Origin of the sequence: Vibrio sp. NH-UV-68 (genome assembly GCF_042940635.1) — a bacterium.
GTDB lineage: Bacteria > Pseudomonadota > Gammaproteobacteria > Enterobacterales > Vibrionaceae > Vibrio > Vibrio pacinii.
Map to the genome: position 1 here is coordinate 1807388 of NZ_CP134975.1, position 21447 is coordinate 1828834.

General features: G+C 45.9%; 18 protein-coding genes. 10 read left to right on the forward strand and 8 right to left on the reverse strand.

Translation table 11 applies throughout. The features are described 5' to 3' along the window. Nucleotides 1-23: 23 nt before the first annotated feature. Together ViNHUV68_RS08240 and ViNHUV68_RS08245 are read right to left on the reverse strand one after the other, a co-directional pair. Nucleotides 24-239 (reverse strand): hypothetical protein, encoded by a 216-nt coding sequence (locus ViNHUV68_RS08240; protein WP_391087244.1) that lies wholly within the window; start codon nucleotides 237-239, stop codon nucleotides 24-26. An 81-nt stretch (nucleotides 240-320) separates the two neighbouring features. Then, nucleotides 321-1721: an aminotransferase class I/II-fold pyridoxal phosphate-dependent enzyme gene (locus tag ViNHUV68_RS08245; RefSeq protein ID WP_391087247.1), complete on the reverse strand. Its 1401-nt coding sequence runs from the start codon at nucleotides 1719-1721 to the stop codon at nucleotides 321-323. A 189-nt stretch (nucleotides 1722-1910) separates the two neighbouring features. On the opposite strand from ViNHUV68_RS08245, the gene ViNHUV68_RS08250 reads away from it, so the two are divergent. From ViNHUV68_RS08250 to ViNHUV68_RS08260, 3 genes are all read left to right on the forward strand, one after another. Then, nucleotides 1911-2210 carry a hypothetical protein gene (locus ViNHUV68_RS08250; protein ID WP_038172497.1) on the forward strand — a complete coding sequence of 100 codons (300 nt, stop codon included), beginning with the start codon at nucleotides 1911-1913 and terminating at the stop codon, nucleotides 2208-2210. A 204-nt stretch (nucleotides 2211-2414) separates the two neighbouring features. Further along, a complete protein-coding gene (locus ViNHUV68_RS08255; protein ID WP_391087250.1) occupies nucleotides 2415-3908 on the forward strand; it encodes an HD domain-containing phosphohydrolase in 1494 nt (497 codons plus the stop codon). A 217-nt stretch (nucleotides 3909-4125) separates the two neighbouring features. After that, the gene (locus ViNHUV68_RS08260) at nucleotides 4126-5316 is read left to right on the forward strand and encodes an aromatic amino acid transaminase (protein WP_391087253.1); all 1191 of its coding nucleotides are present in this window, start codon (nucleotides 4126-4128) and stop codon (nucleotides 5314-5316) included. Between the two features lie 66 nt (nucleotides 5317-5382). On the opposite strand, the gene ViNHUV68_RS08265 is transcribed toward ViNHUV68_RS08260, so the two are convergent. From ViNHUV68_RS08265 to ViNHUV68_RS08275, 3 genes are all read right to left on the reverse strand, one after another. Further along, the gene (locus ViNHUV68_RS08265; RefSeq protein WP_038172504.1) at nucleotides 5383-6036 is read right to left on the reverse strand and encodes an outer membrane beta-barrel protein; all 654 of its coding nucleotides are present in this window, start codon (nucleotides 6034-6036) and stop codon (nucleotides 5383-5385) included. 154 nt (nucleotides 6037-6190) lie between these two features. Continuing rightward, nucleotides 6191-6568, reverse strand: a complete 378-nt coding sequence (locus ViNHUV68_RS08270; RefSeq protein ID WP_038172506.1) for a hypothetical protein — start codon at nucleotides 6566-6568, stop codon at nucleotides 6191-6193. 211 nt (nucleotides 6569-6779) lie between these two features. Next, nucleotides 6780-9125 (reverse strand): helicase-related protein, encoded by a 2346-nt coding sequence (locus ViNHUV68_RS08275; RefSeq protein ID WP_391087256.1) that lies wholly within the window; start codon nucleotides 9123-9125, stop codon nucleotides 6780-6782. A gap of 155 nt (nucleotides 9126-9280) precedes the next feature. On the opposite strand from ViNHUV68_RS08275, the gene ViNHUV68_RS08280 reads away from it, so the two are divergent. The 3 genes from ViNHUV68_RS08280 to ViNHUV68_RS08290 all read left to right on the forward strand — a co-directional run bounded on the left by ViNHUV68_RS08280 (nucleotide 9281) and on the right by ViNHUV68_RS08290 (nucleotide 12146). After that, nucleotides 9281-10969 (forward strand): NAD-dependent malic enzyme, encoded by a 1689-nt coding sequence (locus ViNHUV68_RS08280; protein ID WP_038172509.1) that lies wholly within the window; start codon nucleotides 9281-9283, stop codon nucleotides 10967-10969. Between the two features lie 110 nt (nucleotides 10970-11079). Next, complete coding sequence (locus ViNHUV68_RS08285; RefSeq protein ID WP_391087259.1) at nucleotides 11080-11400, forward strand: DUF3392 family protein; 321 nt, start codon at nucleotides 11080-11082, stop codon at nucleotides 11398-11400. After that, a complete protein-coding gene (locus ViNHUV68_RS08290) occupies nucleotides 11400-12146 on the forward strand; it encodes a vancomycin high temperature exclusion protein (protein WP_038172513.1) in 747 nt (248 codons plus the stop codon). Before ViNHUV68_RS08285 ends, ViNHUV68_RS08290 begins: the two co-directional genes overlap by 1 nt. Here ViNHUV68_RS08290 and ViNHUV68_RS08295 read toward each other — a convergent pair. Continuing rightward, on the reverse strand, nucleotides 12127-13437 hold the full coding sequence (locus ViNHUV68_RS08295; protein WP_051686458.1) for a GGDEF domain-containing protein: 1311 nt from the start codon (nucleotides 13435-13437) through the stop codon (nucleotides 12127-12129). The genes ViNHUV68_RS08290 and ViNHUV68_RS08295 overlap by 20 nt on opposite strands. Before the next feature lie 285 nt (nucleotides 13438-13722). On the opposite strand from ViNHUV68_RS08295, the gene ViNHUV68_RS08300 reads away from it, so the two are divergent. After that, a complete protein-coding gene (locus ViNHUV68_RS08300) occupies nucleotides 13723-14547 on the forward strand; it encodes a DUF2797 domain-containing protein (protein ID WP_038172515.1) in 825 nt (274 codons plus the stop codon). Nucleotides 14548-14587: 40 nt separating this feature from the next. On the opposite strand, the gene ViNHUV68_RS08305 is transcribed toward ViNHUV68_RS08300, so the two are convergent. Then, on the reverse strand, nucleotides 14588-15823 hold the full coding sequence (locus ViNHUV68_RS08305) for a cysteine desulfurase-like protein (RefSeq protein WP_391087264.1): 1236 nt from the start codon (nucleotides 15821-15823) through the stop codon (nucleotides 14588-14590). Beyond that, a complete protein-coding gene (locus ViNHUV68_RS08310) occupies nucleotides 15807-16463 on the reverse strand; it encodes a 2OG-Fe dioxygenase family protein (protein ID WP_038172520.1) in 657 nt (218 codons plus the stop codon). Before ViNHUV68_RS08310 ends, ViNHUV68_RS08305 begins: the two co-directional genes overlap by 17 nt. Before the next feature lie 401 nt (nucleotides 16464-16864). On the opposite strand from ViNHUV68_RS08310, the gene trxB reads away from it, so the two are divergent. From trxB to cydC, 3 genes are all read left to right on the forward strand, one after another. Next, nucleotides 16865-17827 carry a thioredoxin-disulfide reductase gene (trxB, locus tag ViNHUV68_RS08315; RefSeq protein WP_391087266.1) on the forward strand — a complete coding sequence of 321 codons (963 nt, stop codon included), beginning with the start codon at nucleotides 16865-16867 and terminating at the stop codon, nucleotides 17825-17827. A 112-nt stretch (nucleotides 17828-17939) separates the two neighbouring features. Next, complete coding sequence (gene cydD / locus ViNHUV68_RS08320) at nucleotides 17940-19727, forward strand: cysteine/glutathione ABC transporter permease/ATP-binding protein CydD (protein WP_391087269.1); 1788 nt, start codon at nucleotides 17940-17942, stop codon at nucleotides 19725-19727. Beyond that, nucleotides 19720-21441 carry a cysteine/glutathione ABC transporter ATP-binding protein/permease CydC gene (gene cydC / locus ViNHUV68_RS08325; RefSeq protein WP_391087271.1) on the forward strand — a complete coding sequence of 574 codons (1722 nt, stop codon included), beginning with the start codon at nucleotides 19720-19722 and terminating at the stop codon, nucleotides 21439-21441. Before cydD ends, cydC begins: the two co-directional genes overlap by 8 nt. Nucleotides 21442-21447: the final 6 nt, after the last annotated feature.

The window sequence follows — 21447 nt, forward strand, 5'->3', positions numbered from 1 at the left end:
TAAATGATTAAACAAAACACCCATTATTGCTTGTCATCTGGCCCTTTTGCAGCGTAACGGATGCTGTATAAGCAAAGCCCGAACATAATGAAAGGGATCGCTGCCGCGGTGTACTCTGTCCAGATTAATTCAGCAAACCCTTTCGCTAAAATAACATGACCAAACACTAAGAGTGCTGCGCAAATAACCGCAATGATGATCAGGCGAGATTCACGTGTTGACTTCCTCGTTGCTTGCATACTTGTACCTCATTGATTCCAATGACGCTATTTAATCACGCAAGCTACATTCTGTTACGGTACAGTTAAACGGAAAAATGACTAAGCAGTTGCTTGCTGACGTAATAATAATCCTATTCGTCTTAGAGCCTGCTCAAGTTGTTCACTCGGTGCTAACGACACATTTAATCTCATGCAGTGACGGTATTGGGGCTTGCTAGCAAACAGACCACCATATGCAATAGAAATTCCATCGGCCAATGCCTGAGTGTAGACTGAATAACAGTCAATATCGTCAGCCAATTCTAGCCACACAAAGTAGCCGCCCTCGGCACTATGCAAGGTGATATCAGCAGGGAAATATTGTCTAATCATCGCGATGGTATCAGCCTGACGCTGTTGCAACGTCTTACGTAATTTGCGCAAGTGGTTATCGTAGCTTTCATGTTGCAGATAATGCGCGATACCTTGTTGTACCGGAGCGCTACCCGACAGTGTTGATAGCATTTGCTGTTTCTGTAGTTGGCCATTGAAACCTTGATTGACCACCCAACCGATACGGTAACCAGGACAAAGCGATTTCGACAATGAGCCGCACAGCAGCACCCTATCCTGCTTGTCATAATATTTGAATGGTTTTAGCGAAGTCGCAGCAAATCCAAGTTCAGCGTAAACATCATCTTCAATAATCGCAACATGGTATTGATTGGCCAGCTCCACCACTCGCTGTTTTCCTGCATCGCTTAAACAAGCACCTGTTGGGTTTTGAAAACGTGACATTAACCAGCACGCTGTGACGGGTTGAGATTGCAGCGCTCGCTCGAAGGAAGCAAGACAGAGACCAGACTGAGGATCAACCGGCACCTCAATCGCGTTTAGGCCCAGTCTCTCGACGGCTTGTCGTGCACCATAAAATGCTGGCGACTCAATCACCACAGTATCACCAGCCTTACATAACGTGGCTAGACTGAGGTTAAGTGCTTCCATCGCTCCCGAGGTAATCACAATATCTTGATGCAAAACGGTGAGGCCATTAGCTAGGTAGCGCTGGGCTATGCTACGGCGTAGAGATTCATTTCCCGGAGGCATACTATGCAACACACTTTCAACAGGAAGCTTGCGCCCTGCACTTGCCAAATGACGATTGAGCAGTGCCAATGGAAACAAATCGGGTGAAGGAAAAGCGGCCCCAAGCGCGATGCTAGCTTGATTACTGTCTTTTAGATAGTCATACAATTGATCGTGATACGACGTTACTGTGGTAGGTAAAGCTGGCTTCGCATGATGATGTGCAAGCCTCGATGCAACGAAATACCCCGATTGCGGTTTCGCGATCAGCCAACCTTCGCTCTCTAATCGCTGATAAGCTTGCAATACGGTCGCGGCACTCACTGCATAACTTTTACTCGCGGCACGAATGGAAAGTATTTTGTCACCTGGACGCCATACCTGCTGCTCGATTTGCACTTGGATTGTCTGGGCCAACTGTTGATAACGGTTCATAACTTCCTCAGCTTCACTGCGCCAGCTTACCACAAGCAAGTCAAACTCGGCCTCCAATCAACAACACAAAAAGTGATTGTGTTAGGCGAACTCGATTTATTGAAGCAAATCACATTAATACTTGACGAGTTTGTTACATTTATCAGGTTAAAGTGATCAAAACAACCTTACATTAGGGACAAGATGATAATGAAAAAATACGATTCCTCGCACATCGAGTACAAAGGCGAAACTAACGGCGTACACAGTTGGATCGCACCAAGTGGTCAGCCATACTACTGGCACCCTGACTGGCTCCATATTGCTGAAGATGCCATGGGCTCTCACCCTAAGCAAGCGCTTGATGTCAGTGCTGGCGAAACGGCTAATGAAAAACACGCCGTTACCGCCATTTTGTCTCATCTCAATCAGTGGGCAGCAGACAAACTAAATAAAAACCCAGACATTGAAGCGAATGCTGTCGAATCTCAACTCGATTTAAAAAAATAATTGCCTGTCGCACACCTCTTAAGGTGTGCGAACGCTACTTGCTTTGGCTTTATAGCTTTAGCACTTAAGTTGCAAAAACATATCAATAAATGCAATAAATCGATACTATCAACGGTCTTGTATTGAGTAGATGGATGATTACTCGACTTTCTTTCTGCGTTGCTAACCTGAACTCGCAATGCATCATAGAATATAGGCTTCGATATGACACATTCCCCTTATAATGCACCATTAACTCTCAAACTCTATGTATTAGCTGGTGTGGTGTTTGGTATCTATGCTGGACGAGTGTGTCCAATGCTAGAAACCCTCTCTTTTACCCAATTGTTCAGCCACATTACCTTAACGTTTGGCGTGGTATTTTTAATACGTCACTTTCTACTCCGCGACCATAGTTTAGTGACTCAACAGCGACAAGCGCGTTTAGACACGACATTGATGTTTTTTGCCAGTTTGATACTCGCCGCTTTCTATAACCTTCACTACGACTTCACCCTAGACAGTAATCTTAAAGTCCTGTTCGGTATGACCTTGTTTGGTTTCTTTACTGGCCTGCTTTTGCAACTCGACTCAAAAATCGCCACCTTTGATGGATTAGATAAACAGCAGCGTGCGCAATTTGAACTCAGCGGCCAACGCCAATCGTTGGTAAAACAGATGATATTGCTGATCAGCCTGTTACTGTTCACTCTGACAACAATGTTAACCATGGTAGCAGTCAAAGACATTTTTTGGCTTGAGCACAATCCACAACGTATTCTAGATGGCAGTGGCAAGATAAGTGTCATTAAAGAGTTCCTTTATATCGCCTTGGTGTTAGGGGGCTATGTCATCGCGATTATGGTCCAGTGGAGCAAATTAATGCATCGTGTTTTACTCTCTCACGAAAGTTCTCTAATGGAAGTCACACAGGGCAACATTTCTAAGCGCCTGCCAATCTTTGAACATAATGAGTTGGGCTCGGTGGCGTCGTTAACAAACCAAATGCTCGACAGTCTTGAATCCTCTCAAGATGAGGTAAAAACCACTCGAGATGTCGCTATTGTCAGCCTTTCTGCGCTCGCAGAATCAAGAGATAACGAAACCGGTGCGCATATCCTGCGTACACAGGAGTATGTCCGCGCTCTGGCAATGCACTTGTCTCAGTTTGAATGCTATAAAGACTTGCTGACTGACAACTATATTGAGCTACTTTATAAATCCGCCCCACTTCACGATGTGGGTAAAGTTGGTATCCCCGACAATATCTTACTCAAGCCAGGTAAACTGACTGACGATGAGTTTGAAATCATGAAAGGACACCCTGAAATTGGTGCTAAGGCGTTATCCATGGCAGAAGGCCAGTTAGGGAGTAACTCTTTCTTACAGCTGGCCAAAGAAATTTCGCTTACTCACCATGAAAAGTGGGATGGTTCCGGTTATCCAAACCAACTAAAAGAGCAAGAAATCCCACTTTCAGGACGATTGATGGCATTAGCAGATGTTTATGACGCACTCATCTCTGAACGCGTCTATAAAAAAGCGTTTAGCCACGATAAAGCCAAATCGATTATTTTGCAGGGCAACGGTAACCATTTCGACCCTCAAGTTGTCGAAGCCTTTTTAGCTATTGAACAGCAGTTCGTCGCCATTGCGGACAAATATCGCAGCATGGAAGCCAGTGAGAACGCATTAGAAGAAGGCGTCATGCCCAGCTAGTGTCTGATTAAAATAACATCATCAAGACAGATAAAGTCTCGCTACTCGGTTTGATAGCGGGACTTTTTATATAGAAATCCATGTTAAGAGAAGTGTGGCTATAAAATGCTGCTATTTTTAGATTTTTCTTTGCTTTGCGGTTGTTTCGTTCATCTTAGAAAGGTATAAATAACCAAGTTATTTACTATCCTCCCTTCGATTAACATGGATGACGATTATGTTTGAAAAAGTAGTTGCTGCTCCGGCTGACCCTATCCTCGGCCTGACTGAAGAATTTAAAAAAGATCCGCGCGCAGAAAAAATCAACCTTGGTGTTGGTATTTACAAAAATGAACAAGGTGAAACCCCCGTTCTTGCGACGGTGAAAAAAGCAGAAACGGCACTGGTAGAAACTGAGAAAACCAAGTCATACCTAACCATCGAAGGGACAGCCGAATACGGCCTCGCCGTACAAAAACTCCTGTTCGGTGCAGACGCTGAAATCGTCAGCGCCAACCGTGCTAAAACAGCGCAAGCTCCAGGCGGTACAGGTGCGCTGCGCGTTGCAGGCGAATTCATCAAACGCCAACTTGGCGATGTGAAAATTTGGATCAGTAACCCAACGTGGGCAAACCACAACGGTGTCTTCACTGCTGCAGGCATCGAAACTGCGCAATACAGCTACTACAACGCAGACACTCAAGACAAAGATTTCTCGGCAATGCTCGCGGATCTCGATAAAGCGGCAGCAGGCGATATCGTTCTGTTGCACGGCTGCTGTCATAACCCTACGGGCATCGACCCAACCGCTGAAGAGTGGGAAACATTAGCAAAACTGATCGCCGATAAAAAACTACTGCCACTTTTCGACTTCGCATACCAAGGCTTTGCTAAAGGTGTCGAAGAAGATGCCGCTGGTCTGCGTATTTTCGCCAAGTACAATAAAGAGATTCTCGTCGCGAGTTCATTCTCGAAGAACTTTGGCCTCTACAATGAACGTGTGGGTGCATTTACCTTGGTGGCTGAGTCTGCTGACGTCGCAACGACCGCATTTTCACAAGTGAAAGCGATCATTCGTTCTATCTACTCAAACCCACCAGCACACGGCAGCGCTGTTGTTACTCATATCCTTAACAATCCAGCCTTGCGCGCTGAATGGGAACAGGAAGTGAAAGAGATGCGTGACCGTATTCAAGCGATGCGCGAACTCTTCGTTACGACGTTAAAAGAGCAAGGCGTTGACGCTGATTTTAGCTTTATTGAGCGCCAAAATGGCATGTTCTCTTTCTCTGGTCTAAGTAAAGAGCAGGTCAACCGCTTAAAAGACGAATTTGCTATCTACATTGTCGGCTCGGGTCGCATCAGTGTTGCAGGCATGACGCGCAACAACATGCTACCACTATGTAAAGGCATTGCAGCCGTTCTTTAATCGCGGCTGATTTAACTAAAAAGAGCCAGCATTTAATTGCTGGCTCTTTTGGTTTCTATGCTGGGACTAAAAAAGATAACGAAGTGATACTCCCCCTTCGTTAGTTGAAGCGTTACCATTAATTCGTGTCGTTTCAAAATCACCATCACGATGGGTATAAAATCCACCAACAGTAAAGCGTTCGGCAAATTGGTAATCCGCCCTAAAGTGGAAGACGTTTTCTTCAAGGAAATCGCTATGGTTGATTTCACCTTGCGCGGCAACCTCCCACTTTTCATTAATGGCATACTTCAATGCTAAGGTCGCACTCAGCACAAAGTCATTGTCGCTAAATAATTTCTGCTGAGTATCATCTTTAGTTTGTGTCGCCCACAAGTAACCTAACCTAGCCCCGACGACCAGATCGAGTTTGTCAATAATAGGGTAGCGATAAGCCACACCTGGCAATAATGTGTATAGCTCAGTGGTAAAGCCTTCAGGATGAATGAAGCGTGCACTGTAATCGAGTGTCACTAACACATTATCAGCGAGTAGATAATTGCCCCCCACCGCTAACGCCGTGACATTGTTATTCACACCTAAATTTTCATTAAGCGAACCGGCACTTAAATCTGCATAGAGAAAATCATAATTGAGTTGATTTGTACCACCATTGGCAGTCGCCGATGCTGCGAAGGCGAGCAAAAATGGCGTGATAAAACGTGTGTACTTTACTTCCATTACAACCTCGTACAATCCATATACCCTGATAAGAGTCAGGTAGTTATGTCATTTAATATAGATCATAAGCGCTTCAAGTTATTGCCCCACAGTTGAGAACTATGATCTGATCCGAGCAAAAATAAAAAAAGACCTCTTGCGAGATCTTTTCAGTTTAAAAACGAATCATGAGCTCATCTTGAGTCAGTGCCAGAATCGATACGCCAGATTTACGGCGCATCCGCTCTATTTGCTCATCCTCTAACTCGTAGGGCATCACCAACTTAAGCTCTTCCACCCCTTCGAATTTTGCCAGTTCAAGCAGAGTGAGAATGTTGGACTCATCACTGCGATTCGCAGACAAGCTATTCATCGCCTGTTGCCACAAACGATCTTCAACCGTTATCGACTCTTTAATGGTGTTTTTCCACGCCAAGCTAAAAATGGGTGCAAAAGTACTCATTGCCTCTAAAAACGTCCATTTTTTAGTGCATGAAGCGCCAAGAAAAGAAGTATAGTCAAAAACAACGCTTGTCTTGCCCAGATGTTCCATATCATCCCCCGTGTTAACGGCAACACAATGTACCCAATATCCAAGATCCGCGTCCTTATGGCAATAGGATATAAAAGAATGGTCTTTTATACCCATTCTTTGTTTGAAAAAGCTATATAAAACGCCATAAAGTAACAATCTATGTACATCTCAGAGATATAAGTAACCGGTTGCGTAATATTTTGTTTATCGAATAATATCCCTGTACACATCAGCGGATGTCGATCACTTTGCTGGCTTTTTTAAACTGAATTCGCCAACCTGGCCACTTGGGTAACTCCCAGCGTTTAGGGTAGCCTTTTCTCAGCCCGTCGCGATAAACCACCTGAACCAACTTCTTATCCATGTGGTAATCAACATCTAAGTTCAGATCACCGAGCAACAGCTCAAACGGGTAACTTTGGGCAAACTCGGCATACTCCCAGTCAGGAATACCGTTAAACGCAAAATCTTGTGGCTCAAACAGCGCCAACTCTTCGATATCACTAATTTCAAGCAACGAGAGTTGTTGTGTAAACCAAGTTTCAAACGTCAGCTCGCAAGCTTCTTGTGGTGTCTCACTCAATCCTAAACCAAGATAGAGTTTCCAATGCTCTATTTCTTGGCCGCGCTGTTTGGCAAAGCCTGGAAATTGTTCGTTAGCCAGCACCGCTTGTACAATGGGGGTGACCGCCAACTCTCCTTTGGCTTCTTGTTGGCAAGTAGCAATCACCCTACCGGCATAATATAACTCGCTCTCTACCCAGATCTTATCATCTTGATGGATCACATCGCCTTGCCGCCACTCACCGATGGCCAAATGTTGCAGTTGACTGAAAGCTAAGGGGACGGTGATAGTGGCAAGGTTCAGAGTCTGTTTAACGCCACGACCCGGCACACTGTGAGTATCTAACACCAACACCGCTTCTTGGTCCGATTTCAGTCGGCTTTCTCTAGCTAACAGCACCTCCATTTCACCGTTACCAAACGCTTCGCGACGCTTTTCACGGCGGACAAAAACCAATTCAGGGTGCAACTTTGCAATCGCTTCACTCAAGTGCGCATGCTGATAGCGAGAAGCAACACTCAACTGAGGTAACTCAAACGCCGCTCTCATTTGCTGTGAAAGTAAACGCGCTTCTTTTAGCACCTCTTGGTCAACAGTGAGTGCTGAAAACGTTTGACCACGCAGCAAGGCAATTGCTAGCTGTGCATCACAGCCTAATGGCTCTTGCTGATCCAATTGTTGGCGTTGTTGTTGATCATTATTGAGTCGGTATAACGTCGCTGGCGTGGCTAGCACCGCCGTTAAATCAACCATGGCCTCTTGCAGTGCCTTAGTTGGCATGCGAGTGGTTAAGTCGGCGTAAAGCGCATCAATGGGCAATGGATAAAGGCGCTGGCCGTGATTGGTTGCTATGCCGTGTGAATCAATCGCCCCCATTACGGTTAATATATGCTGCGCTTGCAAAAGTGACTTTGCCGGTAGTGGTTCAAGAAATTCGAGTTGATCCAATGAGTAACCACAACAAGCCGACGCCAACATCGCCTCAGTGAGCGCTTCACGGTGTAACTCAGGTGGTGTTGATTCTGATAACGCTGCAAATTCACCATATAAGCGGATACAGACGCCGTTCATCACTCGTCCTGCGCGGCCGCAACGCTGCTTAGCACTGGCTTTAGAGATGGACTTGAGACTTAGTGTTGTTCTTCCGTTGCGTTGCTCGGTTCTTCGTTCTAACCCAGAGTCAATCACCAGACTTATATTAGCAATGGTTAACGAGGTCTCTGCCACATTGGTGGCCAGTACCACTTTTTTATAGTCTTGTTGGTTGAGTGCGATTTCACGTTGCTGATCGGTAATTGATGCATGCAACGGAACGGCGACTATCTCTTCTATTGCTGCCAGTCGGCTCATGCACTGATTTATTTCTTTTTTCCCGGGCAGAAAGACCAAAATATCGCCAGGAGTATGCAGACTATTTTCAACTTCACCAACAACCCGTTGGTCTAAAGAACGGCTATCCGGTAACTGCTTGGCATCTTTTGCCCGATAGCCAATTTCAACGTCGAATTGGCGCCCCGGCGCTTGCAAACGCGACGCGCCAATGTAGTGAGCGAGCTTTTCACCTTCAATCGTCGCTGAGGTAATGATCAATCGATGTGACGAGCGCCCTTTTAACAGCGCGACTATTAGGTCGGTATCCCAACGTCGTTCATGAAATTCATCCACAATGACATGACTAAATTCTGCCAAACGGTTTTCGGCATACCAACGTAAAGCAACCCCAGGAGTAACAAAGACAACTTGGGTGTGCTCATCACAGCAGTTGTCGAGTTTTATCGCGTAGCCTATCGACTTGCCTATTGGTTGACCTGATTGCTGCGCCAGAAACTGTGCCAATGAAGTACAAGCAATCCGTCTTGGTTCGATAACCAACACTCTGCCTTTTTCAGCAGCCCATAACGGCAGACGTGTCGATTTTCCCGATCCAGTTTCCGCTTCGATGATTAAATCATCATCAGTAATGAGTTGGTCAAATTGAGGCTTGAGAATATCGATCGGTAAAGGTGTCATGACAAATACGCAGATTGAGTTGAAGCGGCAAATTATATACGCAAAGTTTGTTAAAATGGAGGAATATTCAGTTTACAATACGACTACGAATCCCTATCATTTTTAGGTTCCTGTTCCCGATGGTCTGTTGACCGAAACCCTACTATAGGCATGTAATGAATAACGATAAACGCCCTTTATATATCCCATATGCAGGCCCAGCACTTCTGAGTACACCTCTGCTCAACAAAGGCAGCGCATTCTCCGCACAAGAGAGAAGCTCTTTTAACCTTGAAGGTCTGCTACCAGAAAATACTGAAACGATTCAGGAACAGGTAGAACGTGCTTATTTGCAATATCGTAACTTTGAAAACGATATGGACAAGCATATTTACCTGCGCAATATTCAAGACACAAACGAAACTCTGTTTTACCGTTTAGTGCAAAATCATATTTCTGAGATGATGCCAATTATCTATACGCCAACGGTTGGCGCGGCATGTGAAAATTTCTCTAACATCTATCGTCGTGGCCGTGGTCTGTTTGTCTCTTACGCCAACCGAGATCGCATCGATGATATCCTCAACAATGCCTCGAACCACAACGTTAAAGTCATCGTGGTCACTGACGGCGAACGTATTTTGGGCCTTGGCGACCAAGGTATCGGTGGTATGGGTATCCCTATTGGTAAGCTTGCCCTCTATACTGCCTGTGGTGGTATCAGCCCTGCTTATACCTTGCCTATCGTTCTTGATGTGGGAACCAACAACCCGCAGCGTCTGGCTGACCCAATGTACATGGGCTGGCGTCATCCGCGCATTACTGGCACAGAATACGATGCCTTTGTCGAAGAGTTCATGCAAGCCGTTCAACGTCGTTGGCCAGAGGCGCTGATCCAATTCGAAGACTTCGCACAAAAGAACGCGATGCCACTACTTGAGCGCTATAAAGACCGCGTTTGTTGCTTTAACGATGACATTCAGGGCACCGCCGCTGTTACTGTTGGTTCGCTACTGGCTGCATGTCAGGCGGCAGGCAGTAAATTATCACAGCAACGCGTCGCCTTCCTTGGTGCAGGTTCAGCAGGTTGCGGCATTGCAGAAGCGATCATTGCACAAATGGTGTCTGAGGGTATTAGTGATGCCAAAGCTCGCTCACAAGTCTTTATGGTCGATCGTTGGGGCTTACTGCAAGAGGGCATGCCTAACCTACTCGACTTCCAACAACGCTTGGTACAAAAGCACAAAAATACCGCCGATTGGCAAGCAGAAAGCAATGGGTTTTCACTGCTTGATGTGATGCGCAATGCCAAACCAACCGTGCTAGTGGGCGTTTCTGGTGCGCCAGGTCTGTTTAGCGAAGAAGTAATCAAAGAGATGCACGCTCACTGCGCGCGCCCTATTATCTTCCCATTGTCAAACCCGACCAGCCGAGTAGAAGCCACGCCGAATGACATCATACGTTGGACTAACGGTGAGGCCTTGGTTGCCACAGGCAGTCCGTTTGATCCAGTCACTCATGATGGTAAGACCTACGCCATTGCCCAATGTAATAACAGCTATATCTTCCCGGGCATTGGTTTGGGCGTTCTGGCCGTACAAGCAAAACGCGTGACAGATGAAATGCTGATGGAATCGAGCCGCGCACTAGCGACCTGCTCTCCGCTGGCGATCAATGGTCAAGGCCCACTGTTACCGCCACTTGAAGCGATTCATTCTGTCTCGAAGAAAATCGCCTTCGCTGTCGCCAAAAAAGCGATTGAGCAAGGTGTGGCGCTTGAGATAACTGACGAAGCTCTCGAAGAGGCCATCGACGCCTCTTTCTGGCAGCCAGTGTATCGCCGTTACAAACGCACAGCGTTCTAATCCATTAAAACCCAGCAACTGCTGGGTTTTTTCTTTATGATTTACTCTAGACAGCGGCGCACTACTTCATGATATCCTTGGGCTGTTTTCAGTTAACTCTTTAATCAATAATGGAATATTTACATATACTCGGGCGCTATTTGCTGCCTTATCTGAGTGAAATCTCTACGGCATTGATTGCTTGTACGTTAGTGATGGCAGGCGGTGAAATCAATACCATAGTCAGAAGATGGCTGAGAAACTACAACTTCGTGCTCAGAACGATCGCGTTTGTCTTGATCAACGCGTTTGGTTACGGCTTAATCATCATTAAAGCAACGCCCTATTTAACTCGGACACTACGATCATTGGACAGCGGTGTAATGTTCTCTATCGTGCTGACATGTTTTATTATCATCGGTCTTTGGGCGCAAAGGAATCGACAAATCTAGTGCGAAAATTATTCCATCGAGAGACACAATCACAGACTTGGCTTAAACGGCTAATCAAGTTGTTCATCTGGCTATTCGTTAGCCTACTGTTGATCGCGGTAACACTATTTAGCGTCGATCGGTGGGTCTCTGTTCAAGCACGTGAACAGTTGTTTTCGCAAATGGATCAGGTTGATTCTTTCAATGTTGCTGTGGTTTTGGGCACCAGCAAATACCTTGGTAAAATCCTCAACGAATACTACACCCATCGTATTGAGGCGGCTATCGCACTCTATCAACAGGGCAAAGTCAGTCATTTTCTACTCAGTGGTGACAATGCACATCGCTCATACAATGAGCCCTGGACCATGAAGCGTGATCTACTAGCAGCGGGGATTCCTGAAGAACGGATTGTGTTGGATTATGCAGGCTTTCGCACTCTAGATTCCGTCGTCAGGGCAAAAGAGATTTTTGATACCGATAATTTTTTGATTATTTCGCAGAAGTTTCACTGTGAACGGGCGCTATTTATTGCCAACTCGCACAATATTAATGCCAAGTGTTTTGCGGTTCCTGGCCCTTCACGTCATTCAGGCTTTAAAGTCCGCATCCGCGAAGTCTTCGCCCGCGCAAAGGCGTTACTTGATATCTACATCACTAATACCAAACCTAAGTTTTTAGGCCCTAAAGAGCCAATCGCTATCGACCAACAGCTAGAGTCAGACCAACTGCAAAGCGCAGTGACAACTAATGGTGACACGCACTAACCGCAACTTGGTTCCGACCTCGACGCTTGGCGATATAAAGTGCGTCATCCGCTCTGGTTAGCATCTCGTTAATACGTTCATTACCACGAGCTGCGACACCAATACTGGTTGTCAACACATCACCATGAACCCAGATATGTGACTCCACTCGATGACATATTTTCTCGGCCAGTGCTATTGTTTGCTCAAGATCGAGGTCAGGGCAGAAAATGACAAACTCTTCACCGCCCCAACGAACCAACCTTTGCTCTGAACTCAATATACTTAACACCACCATAGTGAACTCGCGCAGTATGTCATCTCCCATTTTATGTCCATAGTGATCATTAACTTGCTTAAAGTGATCGATGTCGAGATAGAGCACAGTCAAAGAGCGGTGACGATTGCCCTCGCCTTCAAAATGACGCGCTAACCACTCTCGAATCGAATGACGATTCATCGCCCCAGTCAACGCATCGCGATTGGCCAGTTCAGCAAAGTGAATGTTCTGTTCTTGTAGTTCACGATTTAAACGTCGTAAGTGAATCTGTCTAAACTGAGCTTGGGAAATTGCTTGTCGGCTGCGCTTAATTTCCACCATGCTATACACCAATACTAACGAGACCCAGAAAACCAGTAAGCCGAACATCAGGTACTCACCATCAATGTAATTGCCGACAAACTCAATGCCATGGATCTTCATGGTATATCGACCCTCATTCTCTCCAGATCCTGTCGCTAGCTCAAGCAACGAGATATTGGAAAATTCAGGCGCCGAATATTTAATCTCAATATCGTTATCAGCCAGCCACCAAGTCATCACCTGTAGATTAGCGAGCGGGATCTCGACTTGCCCCGACTCTGCGCCGGGCGTATATTCAAGTCCATTGTATTTAAGGCTATATTGATTGTCGGCATTGGAGTAGGCAGGGTTGAAATTACGTAAATAAATTCTCATTCCCGGCTCGTTTGGGCTATCGTGGCGAATAAAGTCGACATTCAGTCTTAATGTATGATAACCATCAAGATCGATGCCCTTCTCGATACTCTCTCCCAAATGAATCGAGACACCGCAATATGGCCACTGATAAGCGTCGGTTTTAAACAACTGGCATTCGAGCAAGTACGTTCCTTCACTCTGCGTCAATGTTGACGTACTTGAACCACCTTGAACTTGGTCATTGGTTGCGAAGAAATCAAATTGATTAGGGTGTATTTTATACACCTGACCGCTGCCATAGACCCAATAAGTCTGCACCAGAAGTACGGTGACCACGACCAATAGAAAGATAATTTTGTGGATTGTTTTCAATCGTAGTCCCTACTGTCCTGACCAGATTAATAATTAAATTAAATGTAACGATGCCAATTAATAAGATACTGGTTCCATTATAGTTCACTTTACTGTGCTAATTATCGATAATTATTAGAAGTGGCTCATAAACTCAGTCGACTGTGAAAAGTATGTGACTGGTCAGCGTTACGGATTAGCTATCAGGAGATGTTGTTAGCGTATTTTTTACAGGTTCGATAACAAAAAATGCTACAATCGCCGCCACACAAAAGGTCAACCTAAGAACGAATACAGAGCATTGTCATGTCTTTAATTGCGAAAGGTACGCTCAATAAAATGCGTGCTTCACTGGATGTCAAAGTCATCTATCAACTTCCTGTCGGCGAACAGTTTGTCGACCTGACACCATTTATCGGTCAATCCCTCACGCTAACCCACACTGGCAATATCTATTGCAGTGCGTGTGGTAAGAAGACCAAAAAAAGCTATTCACAAGGCCATTGCTTTGTTTGTATGCGCAAGCTTGCCAGCTGTGACATGTGTATAATGAAGCCAGAAACCTGTCACTACGATCAAGGTACTTGTCGCGAGCCAAAATGGGGTGAGGACAACTGTATGGTCGACCATTATGTCTATCTATCTAATACCTCGAGTTTAAAAGTCGGTATTACTCGCCATACGCAGATCCCAACGCGTTGGATAGACCAAGGGGCGACACAGGGTTTGCCTATTTTTAAAGTCAAAACCCGTCATATTTCTGGTTTAATTGAAGTGGAAGTTGCTAAGCATATCGCGGATAAAACCAATTGGAGAACGCTACTCAAAGGTGATGGTGAACCGATTGATCTTAATCAGCGCTTTGCACAACTATTGCCGCTCCTCAGCGATAAGATTGCAGAGATAAAACAGCAATTTGGCGATGATGCCATTGACGTTCTGACAGAAAGTATTACGCCAATCGAATACCCTGTCGAACAGCATCCGATCAAAATCACTTCACATAATTTTGATAAAACTCCCCAAGTGACTGGGGTTCTTCAAGGGATTAAAGGCCAATATCTGATTTTTGATACCGGGGTAATTAACATTCGTAAATTCACCTCTTATGAAGTTGAAGTCAGCGCGTAAAGTTAAAAGGACCTCAATTGAGGTCCTTTGTTGATTCAGGTTAATCGCCAAGAATGGCCTTAAGCTCATCAAACAGCGTATCGACCTCTTCTAGCGTGTTGTAATGCATAAAGCCAATACGCACCACACCGCCCGATTGTTCTAACTTTAACTGCCGCACTAAGCCAAGAGCATAGAAGTGGCCGTTCCAAACACAAATATTACGTTCGCCCAACTTACGTGCAATCGTTTCTGATGAATGATTGTCGAACGTCAACGCAAAGGTTGGGGTTCGAAGCGCACTATCAGCAACCTGTCGACCATATAGCTTCACGCCTGATAACTCAGATAGACGCAGTAGGAAACGCTCGCTGAGCCCAGATTCATGTTGGTTGTAGTAACGATAAGATTCAACCAAACGCTCTCGTAGCGATGAATGACTCGACCCCCATTGCGCAAGGTATTTAACCGCAGATACTAAGCCTGCCAATGCTTCGAAGCTTTGCGTTCCTGTCTCGAAGCGACCAGGGCCGCAGTCAGTTGCCGGCTCGACCTTATAGGGTTTTAACGCATGCAACCATTTCGGAGCGACATAGGCGATACCAACGTGCGGACCGAAAAATTTGTACGCAGAACAGGCTAAGAAGTCACAGCCAAGGGCCTGAACATCAACCAAATGGTGCGGCGCGTAATGCACTGCATCAACGTAAACCATAGCTCCGACTTGATGTGCAGCCTCAACAACACGCTTCACGTCAACAATCGACCCTGTGGTATTTGACGCAAACGTCAACGCAATAAGTCTGGTCTTGTCATTAATAAGTGACAGCAAATGGTCGATATCCAAGCTGCAATCGAGTTCGTCAACACGGGCTTGATGGACAATCGCCCCTTTGTCATCTGCTGCCTGCTGCCAACTCGACACATTCGAATAATGATCGAGTACGGTAACGATCACTTCATCCCCCACCTGCCACTCACGACTGATGGCTCGACTGAGTTGGAAAGTCAGTGATGTCATGTTAGCGCCAAACACAATATTATCTTTCGACTCTGCATTGACCAGTGCCGCGGCATGCTCGCGCGCTTGGAGCATTAATTGCGTCGTTTGCTGGCTTGAAAAATAATGCCCACCCAAGTTCGCGTTGAAAAAACCCAGATAAGCTTGCATCGCTTCTAACACCGACTGTGGCACTTGCGAACCGCCCGGGCCATCAAGAAACGTCACTGGTAAGTCATTATATGTTTGGCTCAGCGCGCTAAATTGCGCCCTTACTAGATTAGGAGTGAAGCTCATTCACGGCATCCTTCGCAGTCAGTACAAATACATCCATATAGCCCTCTTGGCCTTGGTTGACAGAACGAATTGGTTGCGCGTTATGCCACAGCTTATTGTCAGCCAACATCGCCACTTCACCACTTTGCAGAACTTTTCTAAAAAATGGCGCTTCATTAAAACTGTTGTAAAGCATGATATCGCCACCTTCAATATTGTGACGTCCCATACCGATTAAGGCGATATGTTCAAAGCCATCTTGGTGAACGCCTTCTGGGGCAACCTGAGTTTCGTCGTAAACCGCTGCAATGCGAATTTGGTGAATTTCTATTTCTTGACCATTGACAAGATTATTTGATGTCGCGAACAACTGACACATCTCGCGCATGCCATCACTTTTCAAAGTGGTCTCCTCTACAGGCTCGAACTGGCGTACAACGTTGCCTTGGAAGCGATTGATATCGTCGGTTTGCATAAACTCATTTTTATTTAAATCAAGCACTTCACCGTTTTTAAAGGCAACTACGGAATAACGTCGTAAGCGGAATTTACCGTCAGCATGGCTAGTTTTAGGAAGCTGGGTGAAAGTGGGGGCAAGCTGAGCAATCGCCGTGTCGCTGAGTTTGGTCAGTTGAAGAGTGGTTTCACGCTGATGTAACATCATCATCTCCTTAATGAACGTACATACTTACAAATAAATTAACATCATGTTCACAATCATTATCTGCGCATTTATCTTGTAAGTTCAACCTTTATTAGCATCACTATCTATCAAAATATTTATTTAAGCATTAAAATCCAACAAATAATAAAAAATCAGTCAAACAAACCAATTTAAAGCGAGTGAGTGTAGAAATATTAGACAACTCCACTAGTGGGAAAAATTAATTATTATTTTTCAGATAGTTAGAATACAAGCTTTTATCAGTAGCGTGATCGTTTACGTTCTAGCCTATAACCAATTATTACAGCTTTCTCCCTTGCTAACTCTTTCAAAAGCCGTATATATTCCCTACAATCGAGACAAACTATTCAGCAAGCGTCACCGCTAATGGAGCACAAATGAGCGACGTAAAACATAGCAGCCTTTTAATTCTTGGTTCTGGCCCTGCAGGATACACAGCAGCGGTTTACGCAGCCCGAGCGAACCTAAAACCCGTATTGGTCACCGGAATGCAACAAGGCGGTCAGCTAACCACTACCACTGAGGTTGAAAACTGGCCAGGCGATCCAGAGGGCTTAACTGGTCCGGTTTTGATGGAACGAATGAAAGAACATGCTGAACGTTTCGAAACCGAAATTCTGTTCGATCATATTAACGAAGTCGATCTGAGCCAACGTCCTCTACGCTTAAAAGGCGATAGCGGTGAATATACCTGTGATGCGTTGATAATCTCGACGGGTGCGTCAGCAAAATACTTGGGGCTAGAATCTGAAGAAGCATTTAAAGGCCGCGGTGTTTCTGCTTGCGCGACCTGTGATGGATTTTTCTATCGAAACCAGAAAGTTGCCGTTGTCGGTGGCGGTAATACCGCGGTAGAAGAAGCGCTTTATCTGTCCAATATTGCATCTGAAGTACACCTTATTCATCGACGTGATAGCTTCCGTGCCGAAAAAATTCTGGTCAAGCGCCTAATGGACAAAGTCGAAAACGGCAATATCGTATTGCACACTGATCGCACCCTTGAAGAAGTTGTCGGTGACGACATGGGTGTTACTGGGGTTCGCATCAAAGATACCCAGTCAGATCTTATCGAACAGATTGATGTTATGGGTGCATTCATCGCCATTGGTCACCAACCAAATACCGATATCTTTGCTGGCCAACTAGAAATGAAAGATGGCTATATCTTGGTTCAATCAGGCCTTGAAGGTAATGCGACTCAAACCAGCGTTGCTGGTGTTTTTGCGGCTGGTGATGTCATGGATCACAACTACCGTCAAGCGATCACCTCTGCGGGCAGCGGTTGTATGGCTGCGCTAGATGCAGAACGTTACCTTGATGAACTTGCAGACGCTAAATAATAATTTCCATTTTTAGCTCAAATCCTTACAGCCCTATGGTATGCCCATAGGGCTTTCTTTTGTATAATGGCCCATTCTAATTCGTAATAATAATTATCATTAAGCCTTCACGATGGATAAAAAGAAACAACGCAGCTTGAACAATTGGCTCAAGCAGCAAAGTAAGCTCGCCAAACGCTGGCTTATGATGGCTGTTGGCCTTGGTGTACTTTCAAGCTTTTTCCTTTTAGCTCAAGCCGCTTTACTGGCTAGCCTATTACACCAATTGATCATCGAACATGTTGATAAGTCTCAACTTGTGCCTCATTTCGCCGCTCTCGCGGCCATCATTGCTATTCGAGCGCTTTGTTCTTGGGGTCGTGAAATCGCAGGGTATCGCTGTGGTGAGCAGATTCGTATTTACATTCGGCAATTGATTCTCGATAAGTTGCATGAGCTTGGCCCTGCCTATATCAAAGGAAAACCTGCTGGAGCTTGGGCAACACTACTGCTTGAGCAAGTTGAAGACATGCACGACTTTTTCGCCCGTTACCTGCCACAAATGTCGTTGGCGGTGTTGATCCCGTTCGTTATTTTAATTGTGGTGTTCCCGGTTAACTGGGCGGCTGGATTAATCTTTTTGCTGACCGCGCCTCTAGTGCCATTATTTATGGCCTTAGTGGGAATGAAAGCCGCTGACGCAAACCGTAAAAACTTTAAAGCACTGCAGCGCTTGTCAGGCCATTTTTATGATCGCCTACAATCCATGACAACCATTCGTCTGTTTGACCGAACCAAAGCAGAAACTGAGATGATGCGTGGCGCTTCTGAAGTCTTCCGCACTCGCACTATGGATGTGCTTAAAATCGCCTTCCTTTCTTCTGCAGTGCTTGAGTTCTTTACCTCTATTTCGATTGCATTAACGGCGGTTTACTTCGGTTTTGCCTTTATCGGCGAGCTTAATTTTGGTGATTATGGCGCAGGAGTTACCCTCTTTGCCGGGCTGTTTATTCTTGTGTTGGCACCTGAGTTCTATCAACCGCTTCGTGACCTTGGGACGTTTTACCATGCCAAGCAACAAGCGGTTGGCGCGGCAGAGAGTATCGTCGAGTTTCTAGACACTGATGTCGAAACCGTGCGCTCTGGACAAACACTTTTACCTGTGAATCAAGGGGTAAGCATCACCGCGAGTGAACTTGAGGTGTTCTCACCCGAAGGCGTGAAACTCCTTGGGCCGATGAGTTTCGACATCAATAATGGCCAAACTACGGCGTTGGTTGGCCCTAGTGGCGCAGGAAAAACTAGCCTTATCAACGCTCTGCTTGGTTTTTTACCTTATAAAGGTTCATTAAAAATTAACGGCATTGAACGTCGTGAACTCTCACTGTCAGATTGGCGCAAAAACATCAGTTGGGTTGGCCAAAATCCACTGTTACTGCACGGCACGATTCGTGACAATGTTACGCTCGGCAAGCAGGGTGTCAGTGATCAACAGATCGCCACAGCGCTAGATGAGTCTTTTGCCTCGGAGTTTGTCGATGCACACGGTTTAGACTACAACATTTCTGATCGATCGGGTGGATTGTCTGTTGGTCAAGCACAGCGGCTAGCCCTTGCTCGCGCAATGATTCAAGATGGGTTGTTCTGGCTATTGGATGAGCCGACCGCAAGCCTTGATGCACGCAGTGAAAAACTGGTGATGCAAGGCTTAGATAAACAAATTAACGGCAAAACCACACTGATGGTGACCCACCAGCTCACCCCGCTGCAGAATGTGCAGCAAATTTTGGTGATGCAAAACGGACAACTCGTTCAACGCGGTCACTATCAACAGTTAGCCGATAACGACGGCTTATTCAGGCAGATGTTGCAATCTAACCAGACACTTCAACAGACAGACAAGGGAAATCTCGATGCGTGAACTCCTTCCCTACCTTAAACTTTATAAGAAACATTGGTTTGGTCTTTCGCTCGGCATGCTGCTAGCGTTTTTGACGGTCGCCGCTTCAATTGGACTGTTGACCTTATCTGGTTGGTTCTTGTCAGCGGCTGCGGTGGCGGGGTTGACCATTGCAAGGCAAACTTTTAATTACATGCTGCCTGGTGCTTTTGTACGCGGTTTTGCTATGGGACGCACTGCTGGGCGATGGGGCGAACGTGTCGTCAGCCACAATGCGACGTTTAAATTACTGACAGACCTACGAGTTTTCTTTTTTTCCAAGTTAGCACCGCTTATTCCAGGCCGAATATCAAATCTACGCGATGCGGATCTACTGAACCGACTTGTCGCCGACATTGATGCAATGGATCATGTCTACCTCAGACTGGTTAGTCCGATGATGGTTGGTACACTCGGCATTATGGGTCTAACGGCTTTGGTGTGTTGGTTTGACAGCCAGCTTGGTTTAATTCTTGGCGCCATCCTCTTCGCTCTTTTACTGGCTTGGCCACTGGTGTTTTATAAGCTAGGTAAACGTAATGGCGGCGAGCTCACCCAACACAAAGCCGACTTGCGCATCGCAACACTCGACTGGTTGCAAGGCTATAGTGAACTGACTCTGTTTGGCGCTGAGCAGCGTTATCGCGATGTCATCGTGACGACACAAGAAAAGTTATTGAAGAATCAGTTTTTTAACGCCCATTTCTCAGGCTTAGCACAAGCGTTACTGCTGCTAGCCAATGGCTGGACTCTGGTTCTTATGCTGTGGCTCGCCGCCGACGGCGTTGGCGGCAACACGCCCGACCCGATGATTGCATTAGTCGCATTTGCGACCATGGCGAGTGTTGAATTACTGATGCCAATTGCAGGCGCATTTCAACATCTTGGCCAAACCCTAACCTCTGCGCGTCGCCTCAACGACATTATTCTCTCTGAGCCAGAGGTTCAGTTTACCCAGCAAGATGTTGCGCATAGCGGCGAATTTTCGATTGCCTACCAAGGTGTCTCATTCCACTACCCAGACTCGCAAACACAAGTGCTGAAACACGTCGACTTATCGATTCCTGCTCAGCATCGTATTGCGATAGTCGGTCAAACTGGCTCTGGTAAATCTACCTTGATTCAGCTATTAAATCGATACTGGGATGTACAACAAGGCACGATTGAAATCGGCGGAAAACCTTTGCAACAATGGAGCGAGAGCCAACTGCGAAAAGCGATCAGTGTCGTCAGCCAGCGCGTCGATGTGCTTAACGGTACTTTGCGCGACAATCTCTTGATGGCAAAGCCTGACGCCAATGACAACGAGCTCATCCAAGTGTTAAGTCAAGTCGGGCTAGAAAAACTGACGCTAGATAACGGCCTTGATGCTTGGCTTGGCGATGGTGGCCGACAGCTTTCTGGTGGGGAGAAACGCCGGATTGGCATCGCACGTGCTTTACTGCATAACGCACCGATCTTGCTATTAGACGAACCGACTGAAGGGCTTGATAAACAGACAGAGCAGCAGGTCATGGCACTGTTCGAGCAGCACTTTAGCGGCAAGACAGTGGTCTTTATCACACACCGCTTAGTTAATCTCAATAAGATGGATTCGATTTGCCTTATCGAACACGGTGAAATCGTTGAACACGGCAGCCACCAAGCGTTGGTTGAACAACAAGGGCGCTACTTTCAACTGACTCAGACCCTTTAAACCTCT

Coding starts and splice junctions, on each gene's coding strand:
- ViNHUV68_RS08240 (WP_391087244.1), bottom strand. CDS start 239: ATGCAAGCAACGAGGAAGTCAACACGTGAATCTCGCCTGATCATCATT.
- ViNHUV68_RS08245 (WP_391087247.1), bottom strand. CDS start 1,721: ATGAACCGTTATCAACAGTTGGCCCAGACAATCCAAGTGCAAATCGAG.
- ViNHUV68_RS08250 (WP_038172497.1), top strand. CDS start 1,911: ATGAAAAAATACGATTCCTCGCACATCGAGTACAAAGGCGAAACTAAC.
- ViNHUV68_RS08255 (WP_391087250.1), top strand. CDS start 2,415: ATGACACATTCCCCTTATAATGCACCATTAACTCTCAAACTCTATGTA.
- ViNHUV68_RS08260 (WP_391087253.1), top strand. CDS start 4,126: ATGTTTGAAAAAGTAGTTGCTGCTCCGGCTGACCCTATCCTCGGCCTG.
- ViNHUV68_RS08265 (WP_038172504.1), bottom strand. CDS start 6,036: ATGGAAGTAAAGTACACACGTTTTATCACGCCATTTTTGCTCGCCTTC.
- ViNHUV68_RS08270 (WP_038172506.1), bottom strand. CDS start 6,568: ATGGAACATCTGGGCAAGACAAGCGTTGTTTTTGACTATACTTCTTTT.
- ViNHUV68_RS08275 (WP_391087256.1), bottom strand. CDS start 9,125: ATGACACCTTTACCGATCGATATTCTCAAGCCTCAATTTGACCAACTC.
- ViNHUV68_RS08280 (WP_038172509.1), top strand. CDS start 9,281: ATGAATAACGATAAACGCCCTTTATATATCCCATATGCAGGCCCAGCA.
- ViNHUV68_RS08285 (WP_391087259.1), top strand. CDS start 11,080: ATGGAATATTTACATATACTCGGGCGCTATTTGCTGCCTTATCTGAGT.
- ViNHUV68_RS08300 (WP_038172515.1), top strand. CDS start 13,723: ATGTCTTTAATTGCGAAAGGTACGCTCAATAAAATGCGTGCTTCACTG.
- ViNHUV68_RS08305 (WP_391087264.1), bottom strand. CDS start 15,823: ATGAGCTTCACTCCTAATCTAGTAAGGGCGCAATTTAGCGCGCTGAGC.
- ViNHUV68_RS08310 (WP_038172520.1), bottom strand. CDS start 16,463: ATGTTACATCAGCGTGAAACCACTCTTCAACTGACCAAACTCAGCGAC.
- trxB (WP_391087266.1), top strand. CDS start 16,865: ATGAGCGACGTAAAACATAGCAGCCTTTTAATTCTTGGTTCTGGCCCT.
- cydD (WP_391087269.1), top strand. CDS start 17,940: ATGGATAAAAAGAAACAACGCAGCTTGAACAATTGGCTCAAGCAGCAA.
- cydC (WP_391087271.1), top strand. CDS start 19,720: ATGCGTGAACTCCTTCCCTACCTTAAACTTTATAAGAAACATTGGTTT.